This window comes from Marinobacterium sp. xm-g-48 (assembly GCF_013282925.1).
Lineage (GTDB): Bacteria > Pseudomonadota > Gammaproteobacteria > Pseudomonadales > Balneatricaceae > Marinobacterium_E.
On sequence record NZ_WBYQ01000007.1, the window covers coordinates 74,810 to 96,942 of the forward strand.

Annotated in this window: 22 protein-coding genes; 3 read left to right on the plus strand and 19 right to left on the minus strand. The window is 48.4% G+C overall.

What is annotated here, in order from left to right; genetic code table 11:
* Nucleotides 1-56: 56 nt before the first annotated feature.
* The 6 genes from XMG48_RS10465 to XMG48_RS10490 all read right to left on the minus strand — a co-directional run bounded on the left by XMG48_RS10465 (nucleotide 57) and on the right by XMG48_RS10490 (nucleotide 5,589).
* Nucleotides 57-395 carry a carboxymuconolactone decarboxylase family protein gene (locus XMG48_RS10465; RefSeq protein ID WP_173482018.1) on the minus strand — a complete coding sequence of 113 codons (339 nt, stop codon included), beginning with the start codon at nucleotides 393-395 and terminating at the stop codon, nucleotides 57-59.
* 83 nt (nucleotides 396-478) lie between these two features.
* Nucleotides 479-1,267: a sulfite exporter TauE/SafE family protein gene (locus tag XMG48_RS10470; RefSeq protein WP_173482019.1), complete on the minus strand. Its 789-nt coding sequence runs from the start codon at nucleotides 1,265-1,267 to the stop codon at nucleotides 479-481.
* Between the two features lie 28 nt (nucleotides 1,268-1,295).
* On the minus strand, nucleotides 1,296-2,612 hold the full coding sequence (locus XMG48_RS10475) for a sulfatase (protein ID WP_173482020.1): 1,317 nt from the start codon (nucleotides 2,610-2,612) through the stop codon (nucleotides 1,296-1,298).
* Nucleotides 2,609-4,546 carry a TRAP transporter fused permease subunit gene (locus XMG48_RS10480; RefSeq protein WP_173482021.1) on the minus strand — a complete coding sequence of 646 codons (1,938 nt, stop codon included), beginning with the start codon at nucleotides 4,544-4,546 and terminating at the stop codon, nucleotides 2,609-2,611. The genes XMG48_RS10475 and XMG48_RS10480 overlap by 4 nt, the downstream gene beginning before the upstream one ends.
* 64 nt (nucleotides 4,547-4,610) lie before the next feature.
* On the minus strand, nucleotides 4,611-5,270 hold the full coding sequence (locus XMG48_RS10485) for a TAXI family TRAP transporter solute-binding subunit (RefSeq protein WP_173482022.1): 660 nt from the start codon (nucleotides 5,268-5,270) through the stop codon (nucleotides 4,611-4,613).
* Nucleotides 5,271-5,283: 13 nt separating this feature from the next.
* Nucleotides 5,284-5,589 carry a hypothetical protein gene (locus XMG48_RS10490; RefSeq protein ID WP_173482023.1) on the minus strand — a complete coding sequence of 102 codons (306 nt, stop codon included), beginning with the start codon at nucleotides 5,587-5,589 and terminating at the stop codon, nucleotides 5,284-5,286.
* A gap of 102 nt (nucleotides 5,590-5,691) precedes the next feature.
* Here XMG48_RS10490 and XMG48_RS10495 point away from each other — a divergent pair, with 102 nt between their 5' ends.
* Nucleotides 5,692-6,612, plus strand: coding sequence for a LysR family transcriptional regulator (locus tag XMG48_RS10495; protein ID WP_173482024.1), 921 nt, complete (start codon nucleotides 5,692-5,694; stop codon nucleotides 6,610-6,612).
* Nucleotides 6,613-6,618: 6 nt separating this feature from the next.
* On the opposite strand, the gene lipA is transcribed toward XMG48_RS10495, so the two are convergent.
* The 12 genes from lipA to XMG48_RS10555 all read right to left on the minus strand — a co-directional run bounded on the left by lipA (nucleotide 6,619) and on the right by XMG48_RS10555 (nucleotide 17,380).
* The gene (gene lipA, locus XMG48_RS10500) at nucleotides 6,619-7,596 is read right to left on the minus strand and encodes a lipoyl synthase (protein ID WP_173482025.1); all 978 of its coding nucleotides are present in this window, start codon (nucleotides 7,594-7,596) and stop codon (nucleotides 6,619-6,621) included.
* On the minus strand, nucleotides 7,593-8,183 hold the full coding sequence (gene lipB / locus XMG48_RS10505; RefSeq protein WP_254443655.1) for a lipoyl(octanoyl) transferase LipB: 591 nt from the start codon (nucleotides 8,181-8,183) through the stop codon (nucleotides 7,593-7,595). The genes lipA and lipB overlap by 4 nt, the downstream gene beginning before the upstream one ends.
* 68 nt (nucleotides 8,184-8,251) lie before the next feature.
* A complete protein-coding gene (locus XMG48_RS10510; RefSeq protein ID WP_173482027.1) occupies nucleotides 8,252-8,524 on the minus strand; it encodes a YbeD family protein in 273 nt (90 codons plus the stop codon).
* A gap of 40 nt (nucleotides 8,525-8,564) precedes the next feature.
* Nucleotides 8,565-9,713 (minus strand): D-alanyl-D-alanine carboxypeptidase family protein, encoded by a 1,149-nt coding sequence (locus XMG48_RS10515; protein WP_173482028.1) that lies wholly within the window; start codon nucleotides 9,711-9,713, stop codon nucleotides 8,565-8,567.
* Nucleotides 9,714-9,743: 30 nt separating this feature from the next.
* Nucleotides 9,744-10,610 (minus strand): septal ring lytic transglycosylase RlpA family protein, encoded by an 867-nt coding sequence (locus XMG48_RS10520; RefSeq protein ID WP_371731450.1) that lies wholly within the window; start codon nucleotides 10,608-10,610, stop codon nucleotides 9,744-9,746.
* Between the two features lie 3 nt (nucleotides 10,611-10,613).
* Nucleotides 10,614-11,597, minus strand: coding sequence for a lytic murein transglycosylase B (mltB, locus tag XMG48_RS10525; protein ID WP_173482029.1), 984 nt, complete (start codon nucleotides 11,595-11,597; stop codon nucleotides 10,614-10,616).
* A 29-nt stretch (nucleotides 11,598-11,626) separates the two neighbouring features.
* Nucleotides 11,627-12,766 (minus strand): rod shape-determining protein RodA, encoded by a 1,140-nt coding sequence (gene rodA, locus XMG48_RS10530; protein WP_173482030.1) that lies wholly within the window; start codon nucleotides 12,764-12,766, stop codon nucleotides 11,627-11,629.
* Nucleotides 12,766-14,655 (minus strand): penicillin-binding protein 2, encoded by a 1,890-nt coding sequence (gene mrdA, locus XMG48_RS10535; RefSeq protein ID WP_173482031.1) that lies wholly within the window; start codon nucleotides 14,653-14,655, stop codon nucleotides 12,766-12,768. The genes rodA and mrdA overlap by 1 nt, the downstream gene beginning before the upstream one ends.
* Nucleotides 14,656-14,660: 5 nt before the next feature.
* Nucleotides 14,661-15,128 carry a 23S rRNA (pseudouridine(1915)-N(3))-methyltransferase RlmH gene (rlmH, locus tag XMG48_RS10540; protein WP_173482032.1) on the minus strand — a complete coding sequence of 156 codons (468 nt, stop codon included), beginning with the start codon at nucleotides 15,126-15,128 and terminating at the stop codon, nucleotides 14,661-14,663.
* A 5-nt stretch (nucleotides 15,129-15,133) separates the two neighbouring features.
* The gene (gene rsfS / locus XMG48_RS10545; protein WP_173482044.1) at nucleotides 15,134-15,463 is read right to left on the minus strand and encodes a ribosome silencing factor; all 330 of its coding nucleotides are present in this window, start codon (nucleotides 15,461-15,463) and stop codon (nucleotides 15,134-15,136) included.
* Nucleotides 15,464-15,473: 10 nt separating this feature from the next.
* Nucleotides 15,474-16,127, minus strand: coding sequence for a nicotinate-nucleotide adenylyltransferase (gene nadD / locus XMG48_RS10550; RefSeq protein ID WP_173482033.1), 654 nt, complete (start codon nucleotides 16,125-16,127; stop codon nucleotides 15,474-15,476).
* Nucleotides 16,127-17,380 (minus strand): glutamate-5-semialdehyde dehydrogenase, encoded by a 1,254-nt coding sequence (locus tag XMG48_RS10555; protein WP_173482034.1) that lies wholly within the window; start codon nucleotides 17,378-17,380, stop codon nucleotides 16,127-16,129. Before XMG48_RS10555 ends, nadD begins: the two co-directional genes overlap by 1 nt.
* Nucleotides 17,381-17,581: 201 nt before the next feature.
* On the opposite strand from XMG48_RS10555, the gene XMG48_RS10560 reads away from it, so the two are divergent.
* A complete protein-coding gene (locus XMG48_RS10560; protein ID WP_173482035.1) occupies nucleotides 17,582-19,402 on the plus strand; it encodes a hypothetical protein in 1,821 nt (606 codons plus the stop codon).
* 73 nt (nucleotides 19,403-19,475) lie between these two features.
* Here XMG48_RS10560 and parC read toward each other — a convergent pair whose 3' ends face one another.
* Nucleotides 19,476-21,716 (minus strand): DNA topoisomerase IV subunit A, encoded by a 2,241-nt coding sequence (gene parC / locus XMG48_RS10565; protein ID WP_371731451.1) that lies wholly within the window; start codon nucleotides 21,714-21,716, stop codon nucleotides 19,476-19,478.
* A gap of 146 nt (nucleotides 21,717-21,862) precedes the next feature.
* Between parC and XMG48_RS10570 the strand changes: the two genes are divergently transcribed.
* Nucleotides 21,863-22,057: a hypothetical protein gene (locus XMG48_RS10570; RefSeq protein ID WP_173482037.1), complete on the plus strand. Its 195-nt coding sequence runs from the start codon at nucleotides 21,863-21,865 to the stop codon at nucleotides 22,055-22,057.
* Nucleotides 22,058-22,133: the final 76 nt, after the last annotated feature.

Consider the following 22,133-nt stretch of genomic DNA (forward strand, 5'->3'; position numbering starts at 1 on the left):
CTGTTTTTGATAGCATTGCCTAGGAGGTTTAATACCCTCTTAGGCAATGTACATAATTACTTTTGAGCTTGATACTGCTCGAACGCCTCGATTGCTTGTGCACCATAGACCATTGAAGGTCCACCGCCCATCAACATAGCAACCCCAATCATATCGTCAAGCTCTTCTCGAGTAACACCAGCGTTGGTCGCGGCATTCATATGGTAGGCGATACAGCCATCACAACGGATCGCAATTGCAATGCCCAGCGCAATAAGCTCTTTCGTTTTAACATCCAACACCCCCTCTTTCATGGTGCCTTGATGCAACGCAGCAAAGCCTTTTCGCGCACCGTTCGGCAGCTTAGCGGCAAATTCATTAAGGTGATCGCGATATTCTGGGTAGTTATGACTCATAGCCTGCTCCTAAATTAAGTTAGAAGCAGAATAGAGAAGTGGGTAGGAAAGGTATTGAGATAGGTCAGTTAAATTAGAATTCTCTAAATTAAGTGCATAGATTCTAATAGGGCTTCAACTAAACCGATCAGGGCCAGACCAATAAAGAGTCCCGTTATCCGTTTAATCGACTCTTCACTAAAACGTGAAAAGAGCTTAGAGGCCAACGGCAAAGAGACCACACAGCCGACCATCAAGGAGGCCACCAGTGCATAATCCATGACACCGCGGCTACCAAAGGTGATTGAGACTGCCAGTGATAGAATCAGTCCAACAGGAATCGACGTCGCTACGGCAGATTTTACAGAGAGCCCGCCAGATGAAGAGAGTGCTGGAACCACTAGGACTCCGCCACCCACACCCGTAAGACCCATCAAAAAACCAGTGATACCACTGAGCCAAGAGAGGCTGAGTCTGCTTAAATATTCTTTAATCCGTTTAGTAAACATCGAAGCGAGAGAGAGCAGGCCAGCAAGAAGAACGAGTAGCATCAGCACTCGATCCACTGTCACTCTCATCTCTGGATCCGAAACGAGTGTTAAGCTCAAGGCACTGAGGATGGTGACCGGCAAGCATAGGTAGAGAAACTTTCGACCAACCGTCCAGTTAACCCCACCCTGCTTCGCATGACCAACTGTCATCAACACCTTCGCTAAAAAGGCAAAGAATGAGCCACTGGCAACCGCCAATGTTGGATCCAGATTAAACAGAACAATCAGGGAGGGAACCACCAGAACGCCAGCGCCAACACCCGATAAAAAGATCAGCATCGAGAAGAAGAATCCTGCCACAATTGCATAAGGATCCAGACTACTGAAGAGAGAGAGTTCCATCACATTGTCCTAAATTAAAAACCGCAGCTTATCGCTGCGGCATATCTGCTCGACCATAACCCAAACTAACAGAAGCATCGTCAGGGATGCTTGGAATAGTATCATTCCAATCCATCCAAACTTGACGCATCTCAGCCAGTTTATCTGGATAGTTCTTAGCTTGGTTCGCACGTTCGCGTGCATCGTTGACGACATTGAATAGATACTCATGCTCATCAACTTTCAGGTATTTCCAATCGCCCATACGGTAGGCACGCTGATCACGGTGATTCATACGCCAGAAGAGAGGACGTTCAAAGCTCTCAACTTGACCCGTTAGAACAGGTGTCAAATCTACTCCGTCCGTTGCGTAGCTTGGGTCCGCTTCGCCGCCACCGATCTTCATCAGAGTGTATGACCAATCCATTGTCATACAGTGCTGAGTCGTTTTCTGGCCAGCCTTAATGCCCTTAGGCCAACGAACCACCCAAGGGACACGAATACCGCCCTCTGTTAGGTCCATTTTACCGCCGACCAGAGGCCAGTTATCGGAGAAACGCTCACCACCGTTGTCGCTGGTAAAGACGATCAGGGTATCCTCTGTTAGGCCCTGCTCTTCAAGCGCAGCCATGATGTTCCCGATCCCCTCATCCATGTGGTGAATCATACGCTGATAAGTATGAATGTTACCGCCATCAAGATGGAACAGATTGGTGATGTTTTTAGAGACCTCTTCGTCGTCGCGCGTCTCCCAAGGCCAGTGTGGCGCCGTGTAGTGAAGACTTAGGAAGAAAGGTTTACCGTTTTTCGCATCATCTGCTTTACGGTTTACAAACTGAACCGCACGCTCTGACAATAGATCCGTCAAATAACCCGGCTCATGGTGCTCCTCTTCATCAATGTAGAGGTCATGGTCACCCTTACCACTGACATGGCTAAAGTAATCTACACCACCCGCCATAATGCCATAGAACTCATCATAGCCCGATTTGAGTGGGCTGAAATGAGGTGGGTAGCCAAGGTGCCACTTGCCGATTAGACCCGTGTTGTAACCCGCTTTTTTTAGCTGTGAAGGCAAGGTTGGGATTTCTGGTGGTAAGCCTAAACGGGGGTCACCCTTTGATCGACTGTTGATTGGCTCTTCCAATGCACCGCGCAAGCGGTACTGATAAGCCATAGTCATTAAGGCAAATCGTGTGGGTGAACAGACGGGGGAGTTCGCATAACCGTCGGTAAAGATCATACCCTCTTCTGCCAAGCGATCGATGTTTGGAGAGATCATGCCAAACTGTGCTTCACGACCACCGTAACAGCCTAGATCTGCATAACCCAGATCATCAGCAACAATGTAAATAATATTGGTCATAGTGCCCCACCTTCCTTAATAAGGCTGTTAAATCCAAGAATACGACGGTGAGCAAGCAGGATAAGAACCGCTCCACCAAGACCGACTAGATCCCAGTAACCGTCAGGAACAAACATCAACACGACACAGCTGATGCGCAGTGCAATTTCGAAGATATTCAGTTTTGATTTATCAAAACCGATCAGTGCACTTGAAAGAACGGGAATGCTGACAATCAGTTTCAACATCAACCAGGCCCAAGGCAGCCAAGCGAACTGAATATTCTCTTGATCGACACTCAACATCATAGGGTTGTAAGCAAACATGAAAGGTATCAAGAAGATCATGATACCGATTCGAGAGGCATCAACGGATGTCTTAATCGGCTTACCCCCTGAGATGGTGGCTGCAGCGTAGGCCGCAATTGCAACCGGTGGGGTGATGGCTGATCCCACTGCGATCATGAACACAAACATGTGAGCCGTTAGCGTGTCCAAACCGAGCATCTGCATCGCTGGAATCGCGATCGTTGCTACGGTGACATAAGCGGGCAGCGTTGGCATACCCATACCCAAGATCACACACCCGACTGCCGCGACAATCAACGAAATCATCAATGAATCGGTCACCACTGAGTTTAGAAGTACCCCAAATTTGACCGGCACACCCGTTGCTGAAAGCGCAGAGATAACAATCGAGACTGCCGCAATCGCCATCAAAAGGCCTGCGAAGGTGGAACCACCATCCGACAGACACTTAATCAAACGAGCAGGCTGTTTACGAATCTCAGGGTTAATGAAACTCAATGGGAATAGCAGTGCTAGAGCGGTAATCGAAGCGCCCGATGGTGACATACCTCGAATCAGAAGAACCACGATCACAAGCAGCGGACCAAAGATCATTAGAAGATTCAGGTAGTCCTGTCTCTCTGGAACTGGAGTATTGGCAATATCCTCTTCGTTAGGCTGAATTCCCAAACGCTTAGTCTCGAAGTAGATCATCGTGCAGACACTGACGTAATAAGCTACAGCTGGTACTAATACAGCCACGATAACCGTCAGGTAGCCAACACCTGCAAAGTCCGCCATGACCAGTGCAGCGGCACCCATGATAGGTGGCATAATCTGACCACCAGAAGAAGCCGATGCCTCTACAGCGCCAGCAAAGCTTTTCGTGAAGCCACGACGCATGATCATTGGGATGGTCACGACACCGGTGCCGACAACATTAGCTACTGCACTGCCCGACACGGTACCAAACAGGCCCGATGACATGACCGCTGCATAGGCAGGGCCACCCGCAGTGCGACGCATCCAGTAGAATGCGATGCGAATCATCGACTCACCGGCACCAACGCCCTCTAAAACGGCACCTAGAATGATGAATGGGAATACTGTTGTAATAACGATTGAGAAGGTACTTCCCATAATGCCTGTATCAAGCGAGAAGAGTAGATTCTGCGCCAACATCTCTTCGATACCGCTGTTAACAGTACGTAAAGGCCCCGGCCAAAGGTGCCCTGTCCACATATACGCAATTCCGATCACCCCAAGGATTGCAACCGGAATGCCCCAAATACGCCAACAGAAAAATAGAGCACCTGCAGCCGAGCAAACTGCGACCCACATCTCGTATGAGCCAAATAGGAACATTGCATCATCAATATCGCGCGCGACGAAATAGAACTCGAAGCTACCCCAGAAGAGGCCAGCAGTAGCTGCCAATCCTGTAAGAAGAACCCACCATGGCGTTTTCTTGCTTGAATCAGCCAGATCAACCAACACCATCGCTACACAAAGTGCGAAGAAGGTAGGTCGGAACCAGTGCATAGGGAAAGGCCCTAAACGGAAATCACCAATAGCTGGAAGGATATTTGCAAGGCCGTAGAAGGCCACCACAATACCCAAAACAAAAGCGATCGACTTTTGCACAGTAGCTGCGAGAGAAGTATTCATAATTAAGACTCTAAATAAGCGAGGCAAAGCTGCCCCGCTTTATAGGTAACGAGTAACTGAATAGTTACTTAAGGTTTGCAGGAACTTCAATACCCTGCTCTTCGTAGTACTTGATAGCACCAGGGTGAAGTGGAGCAGTTACACCTGTAAATGGGCTGTACTTAACTAGGTGGTTAAGTAGACGGTTGTCTTTACCCATCTGCTCACGTGACTCCATGTAAACCTTAGTCATTGTGTAGGCAAGATCATCAGACATCTTCTCGTTCACACCGATAAACATCAGTGTTAGGAATGCGCCTGAATCAGTCTCATTAGCTTGATCTGGGTAGGTACCCGCAGGAACGACAGAAGCTTCCATACCCAATCCAGCTTTAGGCTGTGTACCTTCAGGAATTCCTAGGATCCGAATTGGACGCTTAAGGCTTAGCTCAGCAACAACCTGCGAGCCTACTGGGAAAGAACCTACGTAAACGTCAAACTGGCCATCCTGGAAAGCCTGAGCTGCAGCACCCCAAGGTGCTTTGATGCCCTCGTATGCATCTTTAGCTAGGCCACCCGCTGCTGCAAGAGAGGTGATCTGAGCGTTAGCAGCACCCGCTGGTGGACCGATGTATACGCGTTTGCCGGCTGCATCCTTCCACTCGTTGATGCCGTTATCAGCCCAAGTGATCGCGTGGTAAGTACTGCCAGGGAAGCCGTAGAGTGCACGCACAGTTTTAGCCATTTCAGCGCCTTTCTCAGCGCCCATCTTCTTGTAAGGGGCCTTTACCTACTGTTAAAGCTTTAAAAGCGCCTGGTGGAATAACGGCTGAATCTAGTTTGCCCGTAGCTACTTTTAGTAGTGACTTAGTCAGTGTCTGACCCATCGCTAGCTGAACATTGACATCCTTATCAGCAAGGTAAGAGGCCATAGTCTGAGGCATTAGACCGACAACAGACTGAGCAGTTGCTGCTTCCATACTGATATCTGCTGCTTGTGCAGTAACTGACGCGAGGCCTAATGTAGTCGCAAGGACAGTTTTACGAAGTGCGTTCTTGAACATCATTTAACTCCAAGGGTTATTATTTTTAGAACTTAGCCAGTCTAGTAGATTGCTTATAAATGTGTAAAATGCATTTTTAAATAGCCAAATTAAAAAAAACGTATGGATCCAAAACACCTCTATTATCTATCGGTGGTCCTTGAGAAGGGCTCTTTGACAGAAGCCGCTAAACATTTAGCACTGACTCAGCCAACCCTGACTCGCACCATGGCGACACTGGAGATGCAGGCTGGAACACAGCTGTTCAGCCGAAGTCGATACGGCGTTAAAGGAACTCCTGTTGGTGTCGCCTTGGCTCGTGAGGGTCGAACGATCAATCGAAGCATGGAGGCGGCACGATTTCATGCATCGCGTTACAGAATTGGTTTGGACAAAGAGATTCGCATTGGCATTGGTCCACTACTGTCGGCAACCATCATGCCAGACGCCATGAACTCACTGTTAGAGCGGCACCCTAAGGCCTCATTGACGATTGAAGTCTCTCGCCCAACGGCTGTCATTGATCATCTAATCGATAATCAACTGGATATTGTGATTGCACCCTCTGCGTCTGACAAAATGATACCTGGCTGTGACCGACAGCTCCTCTTTAATGATGAAATCGCCATCTACTGCAGTAAAAACCACCCTTTAGCCGACAAATCGGATTTAACGATTGAGGATTTAGCGGCAGCGAATTGGTTAAGTCTTGGCCACGGGTCACCTTTTGAACGTGAGGTGATGGAACTGCTTAAAGAGTCTGGTCTAGCAAAAATACGTACTCAGATTGTCTTTCGTAATGAGGGGTATCTTCTGTTAGAGACTCTTCGTCAAGGGAAGCATCTGGCGGTATTGCCCAACGTGCCGATGCAGGTATTTAAAGATTCTGAAGAGTTTAAGCGGATAGAGTTCAAACGAGAGCTATCTCAACCGAGAAATATCTATCTTTGGGCGCGTGAAGAGATGCTGGAGAATAGCATCTATGAAAGTATTAAAGAGGTGATGCTGGCACAAGCAAAGACACTCATCGCCAGCACTCAGTAGGATTAATTAGCCTACCTTTTCACCTTTGGCTTGTAGGTCAGCATGGTAAGATGAGCGGACCAATGGTCCACTGGCAACATGACTAAAGCCCATCTCTTTTGCCAACGCCTCAAACTCTGCAAACTCATCAGGTGTGACAAATCGATCAACCGGAAGGTGATCACGGCTTGGCTGTAGGTACTGCCCAATCGTAATCATGTTGACGTCATGTGCACGAAGATCCTTCATCACCTCAACAATCTCTTCGTTCGTTTCGCCGACGCCGACCATCAAACCAGACTTGGTACGCACTTCTGGACGCAGTACTTTGTAGCGTTTTAGAAGCTCCAATGACCAAGCATAATCAGCCCCTGGGCGAACCTGTTTGTAGAGACGAGGCACTGTTTCTAGGTTGTGGTTAAAGACATCGGGCGGAGTATCTTTAAGGATCTCCAATGCGATATCCATGCGGCCACGAAAGTCAGGCACCAGGGTCTCTATTTGAATAGAGGGCAGACGTTCACGGGTTTCACGAATACAGTCAGCAAAGTGCTGTGCGCCACCGTCACGTAGGTCGTCTCGGTCTACAGAGGTAATGACCACGTAACGAAGACGCATATCCGCAATCGCTGTGGCTAACTCAATAGGCTCGTCTGGCGATAAGGCATTAGGACGGCCATGTGCAACGTCACAGAACGGACAACGGCGAGTACAGATATCGCCCATGATCATGAAGGTCGCTGTACCATGAGTAAAACACTCACCTAGGTTTGGGCAGCTCGCCTCTTCACAGACCGACGCAAGTTTATGCTTACGCAGGGTATCTTTGATGCGCTTAACTTCAGCATTAGAGCCCATGCGGACACGAAGCCAATCAGGCTTACGTGGCATATCCTCTTTTTCAGTCGGTATTACCTTAACCGGAATACGTGCTAACTTTTCAGCGCCACGCAGCTTAACTCCCTGCTCCGCTACACCCTTAGGTTTGATTGTCTCTTCACTCATTCGCTATCCCATCCATGAATAGTGTGCCACTCTGCGTAGCCAATTGCGTTTGCCAGATATTGTACTAGTTCAGACCCAACCTTTTCTACTTTAGTCGCAGAAGGATCAAAACTTGATAACTGTGTCATCTGAAGCCCTGCATAGCCACAGGGATTAATTCGTAAGAAAGGCTCAAGATCCATATCGATATTGAGCGCTAAACCGTGAAAGCTACGACTCTTGCGTACGCGCAGTCCCAGTGAACAGATCTTGTCTCCATCGACATAAACACCCGGCGCATCTGGTTTTGCGGCGGCTATGACTCGATAATCCGCTAACAGAGAGACAACCGAATCCTCCATCAGTGTGACCAGATCTCTAACACCCAACTTATTACGTTTTAAATCAAGCAGTAGATAGATCACCAGTTGACCCGGCCCGTGGTAGGTAACCTGACCACCTCGATCGACTTGGACGACAGGAATATCACCGGTGCCCAACAAATGCTCCGCTTTACCAGCTTGCCCCTGGGTAAAGACAGGCTCATGCTCTAACACCCAGAGCTCATCCGCTGTGTCTGCTGTCCGCTCATTAGTAAAAGCCTGCATCCTATCAAAGGCTTCTAGATAAGGCTGACGCCCTAAATAGCGAACGTTTAGAGGTAGATCAGATACCACTAAAGCACCATTTTGACGCGACCTGACGCCTTCAGATCGGTATGAATCTGCGCCAACTGCTCTTCACTGGTTGCAGTGATCAATACACGAACTGAGGTAAAGCGTCCTTTACTACTGGCATTGATCTCAACTTTAGACTCATCCAAATCCGGGTCGTAAAGCTTCATGGTATTAACTACGAAATCTCTATAGTCCGGCGCACTGTCACCGACCACCATGATTTTGTAGTCAGGACAAGGAAACTCAATTTTAGGAGGTGTAGGTTCGCTCATAGGTACCTCTAAAGTGAACGAAAGGTGGTTCAATCAGCGACTAACCGAACAACCCTTGGAAAAACAGAACAATGCTGTGCCAGATCGCTTTCACGAAGCCAGCCTCTTCAACCGACTGAAGCGCAAGCAAAGGCTCACGAGCGGCCTCTTCACCCTCTAGGGTCACTAGAAGATGACCTACCACTTCACCCGCTGCTAGAGGTGCTTCAATAACCTCTGGAAGGTCTAAAGTCGCGGCTAACTGATTCTCGCTGCCGCGGGGAATGGTTAACGACAGATCACCACCCAAGCCGAGAGAGACTGAATCGGTCATACCCTTCCAAACCTTTGGCTTATTCAGCTCTTGACCCGCTTTGTATAGTGGGTAATTTCTGAAGAAACGAAAGCCGTAAGCCAACAGCTTTTGACTCTCTTGGGCACGAGCTTGATCAGACGTCGTTCCTAGAACCACAGAGATCAGACGCATATCATCACGCACGGCTGACGATACCAGGCAGTATCCCGCCTCTTCCGTATGACCCGTCTTGATACCATCGACCGTTGGATCGCGCCACAACAGACGGTTACGGTTAGGCTGTTTGATATCGTTGTAGGTAAAGTACTTCTCTTTGTAGATGGCGTACTGTTCAGGGAAGTCCTGAATCAACGCACGACCAATCAACGCTAGATCTCGTGGTGAAGAGTAGTGACCCTCAGCAGGTAAACCGGTCGCATTTTTAAAGTGGGTATTGGTTAGACCCAAACGCTCAGCATGCTGGTTCATCAAATCAGCAAAGGCCTCTTCACTCCCAGCTACATACTCAGCCAAAGCAACCGACGCATCATTCCCTGACTGGATGATGACTCCACGAAGCAGATCCTCCAAACGAACTTGAGTCCCTTCACGAACAAACATCCGTGACCCTTCCGTTTTCCAAGCTTTAACGCTGATTGGCACAAGGTCGTTAAAGCTGATGTTACCCTCAGACACTTCGTGCTCAACGATGTAGCTGGTCATCATTTTAGTCAAACTAGCTGGTGCAAACTGACCATCTGCACCTGACTCAGCAATGATGTCACCCGTCGAGGCATCCATTAAGACATAAGCTGTTGCCGCTAATTGGGGTGGTGGAGGCAGAACGGCTGCCTGAATTTGAACCGTCGCAACCGCGACAAACAGTAGAACTAGGAAACGAATCTTTGAGAGCATCTTTACAACTTTTAAATAGGTTAAAACAGTTTAGGGGGATTTTATCAGCAATGGCGATGAATAGCCCATCGACTCCAAACTTTGCACCATTGAGTCAATCGACAGTGTGTCAGTCAGCGGCCCCACGAGCACTCTATGAAACTCGACATCACCCTGGCGAACTCTCTTGATGACGGCTTGGACGCCATCCATCGCTGAAAGTCGACGCTGAACCGATAGAGCCGAGCTCTCTTTACCAAAGGATCCTACTTGAAGGAATGCACCGGTATCGTCAGGTTTTGGCTGTTGAAGAGACGCAACAGGTTGAGGCGTTTTCTCTACTGTTTCAGTGGTATCAGCATGACTTCGAGCATCAATGGCCTCGACCCTAACTCGACCGGTACCCTGTTTCAAAATTTCCAAACGCGCCGCGGCTGAGTAACTTAGATCGATCAAGCGATTTTCATGAAAAGGGCCGCGATCGTTAACGCGCACAATAACCGACTTACCGTTATCCAGATTAGTCACTTTTGCGAAGCTGGGAATGGGCAGGCTCTTATGTGCAGCAGACATCTTGTAGATGTCGTAGATCTCACCGTTAGAGGTTTTGTGACCATGAAACTTCAGGCCGTACCAAGAGGCGATACCCTCTGCTCTGTAACCAATGTGCGAAGGGAGCACATTATAGCTTTTACCCCAGACCTCGTAGGTCGAACGATTGCCCCCACGACTATAAGGTATATCGACAGGAATAGCATCGGCCACATTGGAAACATCCGGTGGATTATCAGGAGCAAAGTCTTTGCGAACTTTATATCGACCGCCTGCCGTTTCACGATCGTAGGTAGGCTTGGAACTACAACCCACCAGAGCCAGGGCGAATAGAGCTACGATTGCTTTCAGCGTGAACCTTGTCACCAGTTAACCCTTGTTGATCTCAAGACGAATGGCTTCGCTAAGTTCACGAACCGCATTGGCATAGAGACGACTGTGATTGTAGCGAGTGATGACATAGAAGTTATGCAGCCCGAGAAGATATTGATCGCCTTGATCGCTGCTCATACGCATCAGTGTTGCTAGTTGATCGTCTGCAACCTCGCTCTTGGCAATCACTCCACGTCGACGCCACTCACCCAGTGTAAGCTCTGGTTTAAGGCCCTTGTTAAACCACTCTGAATCAACACTGCCGTTCAAAAGGACGTCACTGACAATAGGATCACCCGCACGCCAGCCATGACGAGCAAAGTAGTTCGCCACACTACCAATCGCATCAACAGGGTTACCCCAAATATCGCGCTGTTGATCGCCGTCAAAATCGACGGCATAAGCTAAGAAGCTTGAAGGAATGAATTGACCATAACCCATGGCGCCAGCGTAAGAGCCTTTCAAAACACCGGGTTCAACACCCTCTTGGCGTGCTAAGCGAAAGTAGTCACCTAACTGCCCTAGGAAGAAGTCGGCACGTTTAGGGTAGTCAAAACCCAAGGTCGACAGCGCATCCAAAACTCGATAATTACCAGTGATACGCCCAAAGCGTGTCTCCACACCCATGATCGCTAAAACTATCTCAGGCGGAACGCCATAAACTTCTTCAGCTTTCAACAGCGTCTCTTTGTGCTCTTTCCAGAACTGAATGGCTTGGTTGATGCGACGCTGCTCAATAAAAATCGCTCGGTACTCACCCCAATTTAGGCGACGCTCTGCTGGACGGCTGATCGCATCAATAATGCTCTGCTGATACTTTGCTCGACCTAACACATCACGAATGTAACTCTCTTCGAAACCGTCAGCCTTCAGATCATCAATCAATATCTGAGCTCGTGGATGGGCCTCATAACCAGCAAAAGAGGCTGTTGATACCGCTAAACAACCCACTAACACCATCATTTTAAAACGTTTAAGCATGCTTATCTCCAAGCAATCATCTTATTATTCTAGCGTCGCAACATCGATTTATGGGTATGAATCGACATCAGAATTCCGAAACCTATCATCAACGTCACGATAGAGGTTCCACCATAGCTCACCATTGGTAGAGGGACCCCTACGACCGGCAGAATACCACTGACCATGCCGATGTTGACAAAGACATAGACAAAGAATGTCAGCGTGATACTTGCAGCTAGCATACGGGAAAAACTGTCAGGTGCCTTAACAGCGATCATTAAGCCACGACCTACAATTAAAAGGTATAGAGCGAGTAGCACCAATACCCCTTTCATTCCCAGCTCTTCGCCGATTACTGCAATGATAAAGTCTGTATGAGATTCAGGAAGAAAGTCCAGTTGAGACTGAGTACCACTCAAGAAGCCTTTACCTGAGAGGCCACCCGAACCGATCGCCGTTTTAGACTGTATGATGTTCCAGCCCGAGCCAAGAGGGTCGCTCTCTGGATCTAAAAATGTCAGCACCCTCTGTTTCTGATAATCCTTCATGATCATCCAGAGCCCAGGCAGTGAAGCCGCTACAATCCCAGCACTCAGAAAGATCCAGCGCCAGTAGATTCCCGAAAAGAGCAAAATAAATACACCAGAGGCACCGATCAGCAGCGAGGTACCAAGGTCCGGTTGCTTCATAATCAGTGCAAATGGGATCGCAATTAAGATCAAACTCACTATGATCGCTTTGAAGTTGGGTGGCAGTGTGTAGCGAGCGATGTAACCCGCCACCACAATAGGTAGTACCAGTTTCATTAACTCTGAAGGCTGAAAACGAAAACCGGGCAGCGCCAACCAACGTTGAGCCCCTTTAGCACCGACCCCAAACAAGATAACGCCAACCAACAAGGCCACTCCTAGTAGGTAGAGCCAGGGCCCTACCCTCATAATCACCCTTGGAGGGACTTGCGCGAGAAAAATCAACGCGGCAAATCCTGCAGCCATGCGGATGGCCTGACGCTCAACATAGGCCCAGTCTTGCCCTGATGCACTGTAAAGAATGACCAGCCCTGCTATACAGAGCGCCAGCAATAGTAGAAGCAAGGGTAAATCTAGGTGAGTGTAACTCCACAACGAGCGCTGCTTGCGAAGTCCTGACTGATCTGGCGAGACGGAGCGGTGGAAATCTTTAGACATTAATCATCTCCCAACTCACTGGTGTAATCGCCCAGTAACCAAGCATCAATCACTTCACGCGCGACCGGTGCTGCAGCTCTAGAACCACCCTCGCCGTTCTCGACGACTACCGCCACTGCAATTTTAGGATCATCAGCCGGTGCAAAGGCAACAAAGAGTGCGTGGTCTCGCTGACGTTCTAGCAGAGCCTCTGAGTCATATTCAGCATCTTGAGCAATGCCGACCACTTGGGCCGTACCTGTTTTTCCTGCCATGGTATAAGGCGCTCCCGCACCAGCTTTTCGAGCCGTACCGTAGGGAGCATTCACCACATTCACCATACCCTCAATTACCTTTTCAAAGTACTCGGGGTGATTGAGTTCAACATCGGGTAGTGTCGGCTTCTGTTGTAGCTGTTGGATAATCTCTGTCTGTTCCGCCGTTAGCTCATTTTCAGCGATGAAGCTCTTGATCATCTGTGGACGCACCCACTTACCTCGATTGGCTAACACTGCAGTGGCGGTCGCGAGCTGCAGTGGCGTAGCTATCATATAACCCTGCCCAATACTTAGATTGAGTGAATCACCGGGGTACCAAGGCTGTTTCTCGCGACGCTTCTTCCACTCATTGGATGGGAGAATAGCTCGGCCCGCTTCAGGCAGATCCAGACTGGTGACCTGTCCAAAACCGAAACGCCCTAAATAGTCACTGTAAACATCAATCGATGTTTTAGAAGCCGTATCATAAAACCAGACATCACAAGACTCAGCCAATGCGTGATTCAGATCGACTCGACCGTGACCAGATTTCTTCCAATCTCGCCATTTCCGACCATTTTCAGAGAGTTGATAGAAACCTGGATCCCAAACTTTGTGATCAATCGGTACCGATTTAGAATCAACTGAGGCAAGCGCTGTGAAGGGCTTTAGCGTTGATCCCGGTGGGTAGGCTCCACGGATGGCCCGATTATAAAGAGGCTGGTCTTTATCATCGCGAAGCGCATTGTAGTTGTCGAACGATATACCTGTTACAAACTCATTGGGGTCGTAAGAGGGGTTGCTCACCAATGACAAGATTTCACCGGTTTGGGGTTCAATCGCTACAACCGCAGCTCGCTTACCCTCCAACAGTTTCGCTGTAAACTGCTGCAGCTTTAAATCGAGACTTAACTGGATATCCAAACCTGGGGTTGGGTCCTCTTGCTCCAAAACACGCATGACTCGGCCGCGCACATTGGTTTCAACACGCTGCAAACCGACCTGTCCATGCAGTAGCGGCTCGTAATATTTCTCAACCCCAAGTTTGCCAATATAGTGTGTTGCAGCATAGTTATTAGGGTCTAAGGTTTTGAGTTCACGCTCATTAACACGCCCAACATAACCAATGGCATGCACCAGTGAATCAGGGTGAGGATAGTAACGAACAAGATCAGCTTCAATCTGTAGCCCCGGTAGACGATAGAAGTTCACTGAGAGCTTAGCGATCTCCTCTTCGGTTAAGCGAGATTTGAGAGGAACGGTGGAGTGTGGACGACGACGGTGCTTAAGGCGCTTTTTAAAGCCTTCTACCTCTGCCGCAGAGAGCTCTACTAGAGAGGCGACATCCTCTAATAGCGAATCCACATCATCGACCTCCTCTTTAAGGAGCGTCAAACTGAAGCTAGGGCGGTTTTCTGCCAACAGTTCGCCATTACGATCGTAGATAAGACCTCGTCTGGGGGCGACTGGCTGAAGTTTAATGCGATTGTTTTCTGATAACAGAGAGAATCGATCGTGCTCAACGACCTGCAAGAAGTAGATTCGACTGACCAGAATGGCCATCAGCACTAAAACGAAAAGAAACGCGACGACTGCTCGGTTAACAAAGAACCGATTCTCTTTCTGGTAGTCGTTAAATCGTCTCTGATCCATCTAACTCACTTATGGTAGGGATGACCTTGAAGTAAGGTCCAAGCTCGATATATCTGCTCAGCAAGAATAATGCGAACCAGCGGGTGCGGTAAAGTCAGCGCTGATAGCGACCACTTTTGATCGGCAGCGGCGATGCATCTTGGATCAAGACCATCGGGACCACCCACCAAAAGCGTTATATTATTTCCTTCCATCCGCCAGTTTTCAGCCTGTTCTGCAAGCTTTTCTGTCGACCAGTTCTTGCCATCAACACAGAGAGCGATCACTCGATCCCCTTTTGGGATGGCCGCCAACATGGCGTCACCTTCAGAGCGCATAGCCCGTTGGATATCAGCCCCTTTGCCACGATGGCCAGGCTGTAATTCAACCAGTTCTAGCTGAAAATCAGAGGGAAGACGCTTGCAGTACTCTTGGTAGCCGTCCGTGACCCATTTTGGCATCTTAGTGCCGACTGCAAGCAATCGTATGCGCATAAGGCTTAGGCGTCGCCTACTGACCAGAGGCGTTCAATGTCATAGAAATCACGAGCATCTGGCATCATCACGTGCACAATGATGCTACCAAGATCGACCAATACCCAGTCACCAACCGTTTGACCTTCAATACCCATAGGCAAAAGACCCTGCTCTTTCACCTTGTCGATCACCTCTTGAGCAGCGGCTGCTACTTGACGCTTAGATGTACCACTTGCAACCATCATGTAGTCAGTGACGGTAGAGCGGCCACGAACATCGATTAGGTTGATATCTTTTGCTTTCATTCCCTCAAGCGCATCTTGCACTAGGGCGATCAATTGATCATCTTGCATGTAAATTAAATTACCTTTCATTGGCGTCATAGAGACGCTCATTTCTAATAAAATTCCAAACGCTGTCTGGAATTAAAAATCTGGGGTTTGAGCCCCGCTTAATAATCTTTCTAACCTGAGTCGCAGAGACATTCATCGGAGTCAACTGATGCATCGCCAAATGACCTGAAGGACGAAGGCTTAACGCTTCTAAATCCTCAACCCTATGCTGATCAATAAAGCACTGAAGCTCTGAATCAAACTCAGGTTCATAACCGGGTCGAGCAACGATCAACAAGTGACCGAAATCCGTTAACTGCTGCCAATGGGACCAACTCTTAATGCCCAGCAGAGAGTCCATCCCCATCACCATTATTATGGGCAAATCCTCACCCACTTCGGCACGTTTTTTCATCAACGTGTTGATGGTGTAGCAAGGCTCATCACTGATCAATTCACAATCATCAGCAACCAGTGCAGGCTCCGATTCTACCGCTAGCCGAACCATCTCAAACCGCTGCACGGCAGAGCCGCCGGTTGATGCTTTATGGACTGGCTCACCGGTTGGGACCAGATTAATGTGAGGCACGTTGAGCACCTCCTGAAGTTCTAGCGTAGTTCTGAGATGTCCATAGTGAATAGGATCAAAGGTACCACCAAAAAGAACCAGAGGAGGTTTCTGCATTACTTACGAACCTGCCCTTCTCCGTAAACAATGTATTTCTGAGACGTCAGCCCCTCTAGACCGACCGGCCCACGAGCGTGAATCTTATCCGTAGATATACCGATTTCAGCACCTAGGCCGTATTCAAAGCCATCGGCAAATCGAGTAGAGGCGTTGATCATGACAGAGCTGGAGTCGACCTCACGCAAAAATTGACGCGACAGCGTGTAGTTTTCAGTAATGATCGCGTCGGTATGGTGAGAGCCGTAGTGATTGATGTGCTCAATTGCACGATCTATACCCTCAACAATTTTGATTGAAAGTATCGGCGCCAAGTACTCAGTCGCCCAATCCTCTTCAGTCGCTGCATTGGCTTGAATAATGGCACATGTCTTGTCACATCCACGAAGTTCTACACCCGCCTCAGCGTAGGCCTCAGCTAGCTCTTTAAGAACCTCATCAGCAACCGATTCATGCACCAGCAGTGTCTCCATGGTGTTACAAGTACCGTAGCGATGAGTCTTGGCATTGATGGCAATATTGATAGCCTTAGCTAGCTCAGCCTCTGCATCAATATATACATTACAAATACCGTCGAGGTGTTTAATAACAGGCACGCGCGCATCGTTCGAGATACGCTCGATCAACCCCTTACCGCCACGAGGCACGATAACATCCACAAACTCTGGCATAGTAATCAACTGACCAACGGCTTCACGATCCGTGGTTTCCACCACCTGGACAGCCGTTTCAGGCAAACCAGCCTGTTTTAGGCCCGCCATAATCGATTTAGCAATCGCCTGATTAGAGTGAATTGCCTCAGAACCACCGCGAAGAATCGTAGCGTTACCCGACTTTAGACAGAGACTGGCGGCTTCCATTGTGACATTCGGGCGTGACTCATAGATGATGCCTATTACGCCTAGAGGAACACGCATCTTACCTAGCTGAATTCCGGATGGCAGAAAACGCATGTCGGATACATCACCGACAGGGTCTGGTAGAGCGGCAACCTGACGAAGACCCTCGATCATGCCATCGATACGCTCTGGAGTTAGCGCTAGACGATCCAGCATCGCATCATCAAGCCCACGAGCCTTTCCAGCCTCAAGGTCTTTCTGGTTAGCTTGAGTGATCGCATCACGATCGGCATCAATAAGTTCAGCCATTGCAAGCAATGCACTGTTTTTCTGTTCTGTATTAGCACGTGCTACGACACGTGAAGCTTCGCGCGCATTCGCACCAAGCGTCTGCATGTAATCCGCTACATTCATCAGGTCTTTACCGATCAATTTATTGAGAAGTCTAGTATAGCGTGACAGCGATAAAGAACCCACCAATAACAAGAAATTACACCAGCAAAAATCGCTTTTAATGCCTATGAAATAGTTACAAATTTTAGGAACCAACTGGTCGATCGGTCGAAGACAGACTGGTATTATGAAACTCTTATTTTGTGTACTGGAAACAAAGGCATGCTTGAACAAGACGGCGAACAATACAAAGGTTACCTACGTTGGTACCAGCGCCCAGCCTTTGCTGCAGCCATCGCTCTGGTTTTGCTCTTCTCTTCGACCTTGGTTGGCTCCTATCTGTTGGCCAAAAATGCCGCAGAAAACGAAGCACTAAAACAGGCCAAAATTTGGAGTAACAGCGCCTCCATGCTGGTTGCGCCTCTAATTCTCTCTAAAGATTTAGTCAGCCTTAACTTTGTCACCAATCAGATTGCAGACGACCCTTTCGTAGCAGGCATTCAAATCACCGATAGCCAGACCATGAGACTAGCTGCAGCTGGCAAGCAAGAGGGTGTCCACACAGCAAAATCCATCGCACCTAATAACGAAGCCATTGCTCAATTAGAAGTGTGGATCGACCCGACTCCCGTTCAGCAACAACTCAATTACCAGACGGGACTGATCAGCAGCGGCGCTATTATCGCTTTTCTGTTATCACTGTTTATCTATCGCCGGCAGAGCAAACTTCTTGAAGAGGAAGTGGCTTATATTGAACAAATTGAGCAACATTTTGACGATCAAATCACAGACTCAACGGAAGCTCAGGAAACAATCGACGACAGCGATGAAGAAGTTTATGAAGACGATGTAGAGGCAGAAGCGCTAATCGAACAAGAACCAGAGCTAGACGATCAAGAACAAGACACTGAGATCAACTCCCTAGATAACCACCTTGGATCCGAGGCGGAGAAAGAGATTGAATCGACTATTGAGACTGAAGTGGACACTGAAGTAGATTACGATGACATAGGCAATTTCGGATCCGCGTACGATGACCCGATTGTTGAAAACAGCACTTCAGATGAGCCTAGCGAACCTAACTTTGAAGAAGTTCACGAGCCAAACACTGATGAGGCAGACATTCCGCCTTGGGAACCTAGCGAAAATGAGACAATGGTAGAGACCAATGAACCTACCAACATTGAACCCCCTATCGTCAAAATGCAGATAGATGAGACCGATAAGGATGAGATCGATCTGGTTGAACTTCTAAAACCAGAGAGACGCGAACCGAGCGTACCGCCCTTCAAGCCTCTATCAAAAGAGCCCGAACAAGAGCGTGAAGAGCCCAGCTTTGAAACGTTGATGTTTGATACAACGCCAGAGCGCCAAGAGCCCGTGAAGAAACTGGCGCGCAAACTGCCTATCATCAATGAAGAACAGCTCGATCTATACACCATTGAACAGGAGCTTGATCTGTTAACACCAGCCAGTGAAGCGGCCTACGTTGTCCTGATCGACTTTACCAGCCCCCACTCGGCGCTGATCTCCAATGAAGAGCAGTTACAGATCAAACGCACTTACCGAACACTGGCGAACTCCGTTGCCAATATTTACGAAGGCGAGGTCTCCGCACTTGGCGAAGACATACTGATTCAGTTTGATAATGCCAGCGAGGATGACGAGCATGGCGTTAATGCGGCTTGTGCAGCCATGCTATTTGCCCAACTTGCCCGTTCGTACAATAGAAGTCGTTCAGATCAGCAGGAGCCGATACTGAACGTCCACACCGCAATTGTAAGAGGTCAACAGGGTCGTCAGGATAGAATGGCCGACGAAGCCCGCTTCTTAACTCGCTCAACCAAAACAGATCGATTGATTAGCCATACAGCACTCTCAGAGGCACCCGATCTAAAAAGCGGTGTTCTATCAACCGCTGAGATCAAACGCGAAGATGAGGACAAGGTGCTGATCCTATCGTTGAGTAAAAGCTATCAAGATCTGTTAGAAAAACAGGGGCGTTATCTTCTGGCAAAACTGGCACAGCAGGCCGCACAGTAATCTTCATAAACCGCACATTATTGATTCAACAAAAAAGGGAGCCAGCGGCTCCCTTTTGATATTTAGGTAGTCATTACTCTACCGATAGATGGCTCACTCGCTGATAGCCCCTTGGCAGTTTATTGCCTCGACGACCGCGCTCTCCACGGTAGTGTTCTAGATCGGCTTTGGTCATTTTAAGGTACTGCTTACCCGCATGAACCAGAAGCTCCTGATCTTCATTAAGAACCGCGACAGCAACCATCAACTCTTCACGAGCTTGAGCCCTTGCCGACGGGATGTTAATGATCTTATTACCTTTACCTCGTCCCAATACAGGCAGCTCAGAGACTGGGAACACCAGTAGACGCCCTTCAGAAGTTACGGCAGCGATCAAACCATTTTCGCTATCAGAAATGGAAGCAGGCGCTACGATATTGGCCCCTTTGGGTAGCGTCAGTACTGCTTTACCGTTTTTCGTCTTACTGGTCATATCACCTATCGACGTGACAAAGCCATAACCAGCATCTGAAGAGAGAAGAACCTTATCACTCTCTTTACCCGCGGTTAGTGCCTCTATCGAAGCACCCTTTTGCAGACTAATGCTACCGGTAACAGGCTCGCCTTGCCCCCGAGCTGAAGGCAGGTTATGAGTCTCTAATGTATAACTGCGCCCCATACTGTCTAGCAGGATCGTCGGCTGGTTCATGCGTCCAGCAATCGAGAGTTTATAACCATCACTCGCTTTGTAATTCAGAGTAGCCGGATCAATGTCATGCCCTTTAGCAGCACGGATCCACCCCTGTTTAGAGAGGACGACAGTAACAGGATCAGAGGTAAGCAGATCTTTATCACTGAACGCTTGAGACTCTTCACGCTCAACCAGAGGAGAGCGGCGATCATCGCCAAACTCTTCAGCAGCCTGTTCAATCTCCTCTTTAATGAGATTACGCATCAACTCATCAGAACCAAGAATAGATTCAAGTTTTTTACGCTCTTCATCTAACTCAGACTGCTCTGCACGGATCTGAAACTCTTCCAGTTTCGCCAAATGACGAAGTTTGAGATCGAGGATGGCGTTAGCTTGGACATCCGTTAGACCGAAGCGCTCCATCATAACCGTTTTAGGCTCATCCTCGTTGCGGATGATTGCGATCACTTCATCGATATTAAGATAAGCAATGATCAAACCATCGAGGATATGCAGTCGATCTAATACTTTCTGCAAACGGAATTCGAGACGGCGTCGAACAACCTGGGTACGCCAAGTAAGCCACTCCGTTAAGATCTGACGAAGATCTTTAACCTGTGGACGGCCGTCAATGCCGATCATGTTGAAGTTAACTCGGTAGCTTCGCTCTAGATCGGTGGTTGCAAACAGGTGAGCCATCAACTGCTCAATATCGATACGATTTGAGCGTGGCACAATCACGAACCGAGTCGGATTCTCATGGTCTGACTCATCACGCAAATCGCTAACCATTGGCAATTTTTTCTGCTGCATTTGAGCTGCAATCTGCTCAAGCACCTTAGCACCAGATACCTGATATGGAAGAGCCGTAATGACAACGTCACCATCCTCAATTTCATAAATAGCACGTGCTTTTACAGAACCACGACCGGTCTCATAGATCTTTTTAAGATCAGCCGTCGGTGTAATGATCTCAGCAGCGGTTGGGAAATCAGGGCCTTTTACTTTCTGACAAAGACGCGCAACACTGGCATCAGGATTGTCGAGCAGATAAGTACAAGCCCGAGCGACTTCGCGAAGGTTATGGGGAAGAATATCAGTCGCCATACCAACGGCGATACCCGTAGAACCATTCAAGAGTACGTTAGGTAGACGCGCTGGCAGAACCTCAGGCTCATCCATCGTGCCATCAAAGTTAGGTACCCATTCAACCGTTCCTTGACCTAACTCTTTTAACAACACCTCGGCATATTTAGAGAGTCGCGCTTCAGTGTATCGCATTGCTGCGAAAGATTTAGGGTCGTCAGCAGAACCCCAGTTGCCTTGACCATCTACAAGCGGATAGCGATAACTGAAAGGCTGTGCCATAAGCACCATAGCCTCATAACAGGCCGAATCACCGTGCGGATGAAACTTACCTAAAACGTCACCTACCGTACGTGCTGACTTTTTAAATTTGGCGCTCGCCTTTAGTCCAAGCTCAGACATTGCATAAACAATACGGCGTTGTACTGGCTTCATACCATCGCCTAGATGAGGCAATGCACGGTCAAGAATGACGTACATTGAGTAATCTAAGTAGGCTTTCTCTGTAAAGGTCTTTAAAGGAAGGGTTTCGACCCCTTCATCTATCAGATTTTCCACAAATAGTGTTCCCAGACGGGTTAGCATTTACAAAAACAGTTGTTTACGAGTATGCCACCATAGACACGCGCTTGCATCTGAAAAGCACCAAGATAGGATCAAATGCGTAGAGTGAAAACGAGTATCAACAAAAAGACACGGACAAGATGAACCTGTTAAAAGCTGTTTCTATTTCAATTCTATTTGGCATATCAGCCGTATCAGCAGCTGAGTGGCAAACTGATATAAAAAGTAATAATCCCATTGTTGGAAAAATATGGGATAACGCAAACCAGCGTTTCATAACTCAACAGGGCACCTCGAAAAACCCGGCTTATACGTTGCCGAACGGGCTGAGCTAACCGCAAGACTCCAGTTTTAATCGATTACGTCTCGTTTTGGGGCCCTCTGGACCTGCAGCGGAGGTCTCTGTGTGCC

Bases quoted from the DNA above. Each gene is read 5' to 3' on its own strand.
- XMG48_RS10465 (WP_173482018.1), bottom strand. From the start codon at position 395: ATGAGTCATAACTACCCAGAATATCGCGATCACCTTAATGAATTTGCC.
- XMG48_RS10470 (WP_173482019.1), bottom strand. From the start codon at position 1,267: ATGGAACTCTCTCTCTTCAGTAGTCTGGATCCTTATGCAATTGTGGCA.
- XMG48_RS10475 (WP_173482020.1), bottom strand. From the start codon at position 2,612: ATGACCAATATTATTTACATTGTTGCTGATGATCTGGGTTATGCAGAT.
- XMG48_RS10480 (WP_173482021.1), bottom strand. From the start codon at position 4,546: ATGAATACTTCTCTCGCAGCTACTGTGCAAAAGTCGATCGCTTTTGTT.
- XMG48_RS10485 (WP_173482022.1), bottom strand. From the start codon at position 5,270: ATGGCTAAAACTGTGCGTGCACTCTACGGCTTCCCTGGCAGTACTTAC.
- XMG48_RS10490 (WP_173482023.1), bottom strand. From the start codon at position 5,589: ATGTTCAAGAACGCACTTCGTAAAACTGTCCTTGCGACTACATTAGGC.
- XMG48_RS10495 (WP_173482024.1), top strand. From the start codon at position 5,692: ATGGATCCAAAACACCTCTATTATCTATCGGTGGTCCTTGAGAAGGGC.
- lipA (WP_173482025.1), bottom strand. From the start codon at position 7,596: ATGAGTGAAGAGACAATCAAACCTAAGGGTGTAGCGGAGCAGGGAGTT.
- lipB (WP_254443655.1), bottom strand. From the start codon at position 8,183: ATGCAGGCTTTTACTAATGAGCGGACAGCAGACACAGCGGATGAGCTC.
- XMG48_RS10510 (WP_173482027.1), bottom strand. From the start codon at position 8,524: ATGAGCGAACCTACACCTCCTAAAATTGAGTTTCCTTGTCCTGACTAC.
- XMG48_RS10515 (WP_173482028.1), bottom strand. From the start codon at position 9,713: ATGCTCTCAAAGATTCGTTTCCTAGTTCTACTGTTTGTCGCGGTTGCG.
- mltB (WP_173482029.1), bottom strand. From the start codon at position 11,597: ATGCTTAAACGTTTTAAAATGATGGTGTTAGTGGGTTGTTTAGCGGTA.
- rodA (WP_173482030.1), bottom strand. From the start codon at position 12,766: ATGTCTAAAGATTTCCACCGCTCCGTCTCGCCAGATCAGTCAGGACTT.
- mrdA (WP_173482031.1), bottom strand. From the start codon at position 14,655: ATGGATCAGAGACGATTTAACGACTACCAGAAAGAGAATCGGTTCTTT.
- rlmH (WP_173482032.1), bottom strand. From the start codon at position 15,128: ATGCGCATACGATTGCTTGCAGTCGGCACTAAGATGCCAAAATGGGTC.
- rsfS (WP_173482044.1), bottom strand. From the start codon at position 15,463: ATGCAAGATGATCAATTGATCGCCCTAGTGCAAGATGCGCTTGAGGGA.
- nadD (WP_173482033.1), bottom strand. From the start codon at position 16,127: ATGCAGAAACCTCCTCTGGTTCTTTTTGGTGGTACCTTTGATCCTATT.
- XMG48_RS10555 (WP_173482034.1), bottom strand. From the start codon at position 17,380: ATGAATGTAGCGGATTACATGCAGACGCTTGGTGCGAATGCGCGCGAA.
- XMG48_RS10560 (WP_173482035.1), top strand. From the start codon at position 17,582: ATGCTTGAACAAGACGGCGAACAATACAAAGGTTACCTACGTTGGTAC.
- XMG48_RS10570 (WP_173482037.1), top strand. From the start codon at position 21,863: ATGAACCTGTTAAAAGCTGTTTCTATTTCAATTCTATTTGGCATATCA.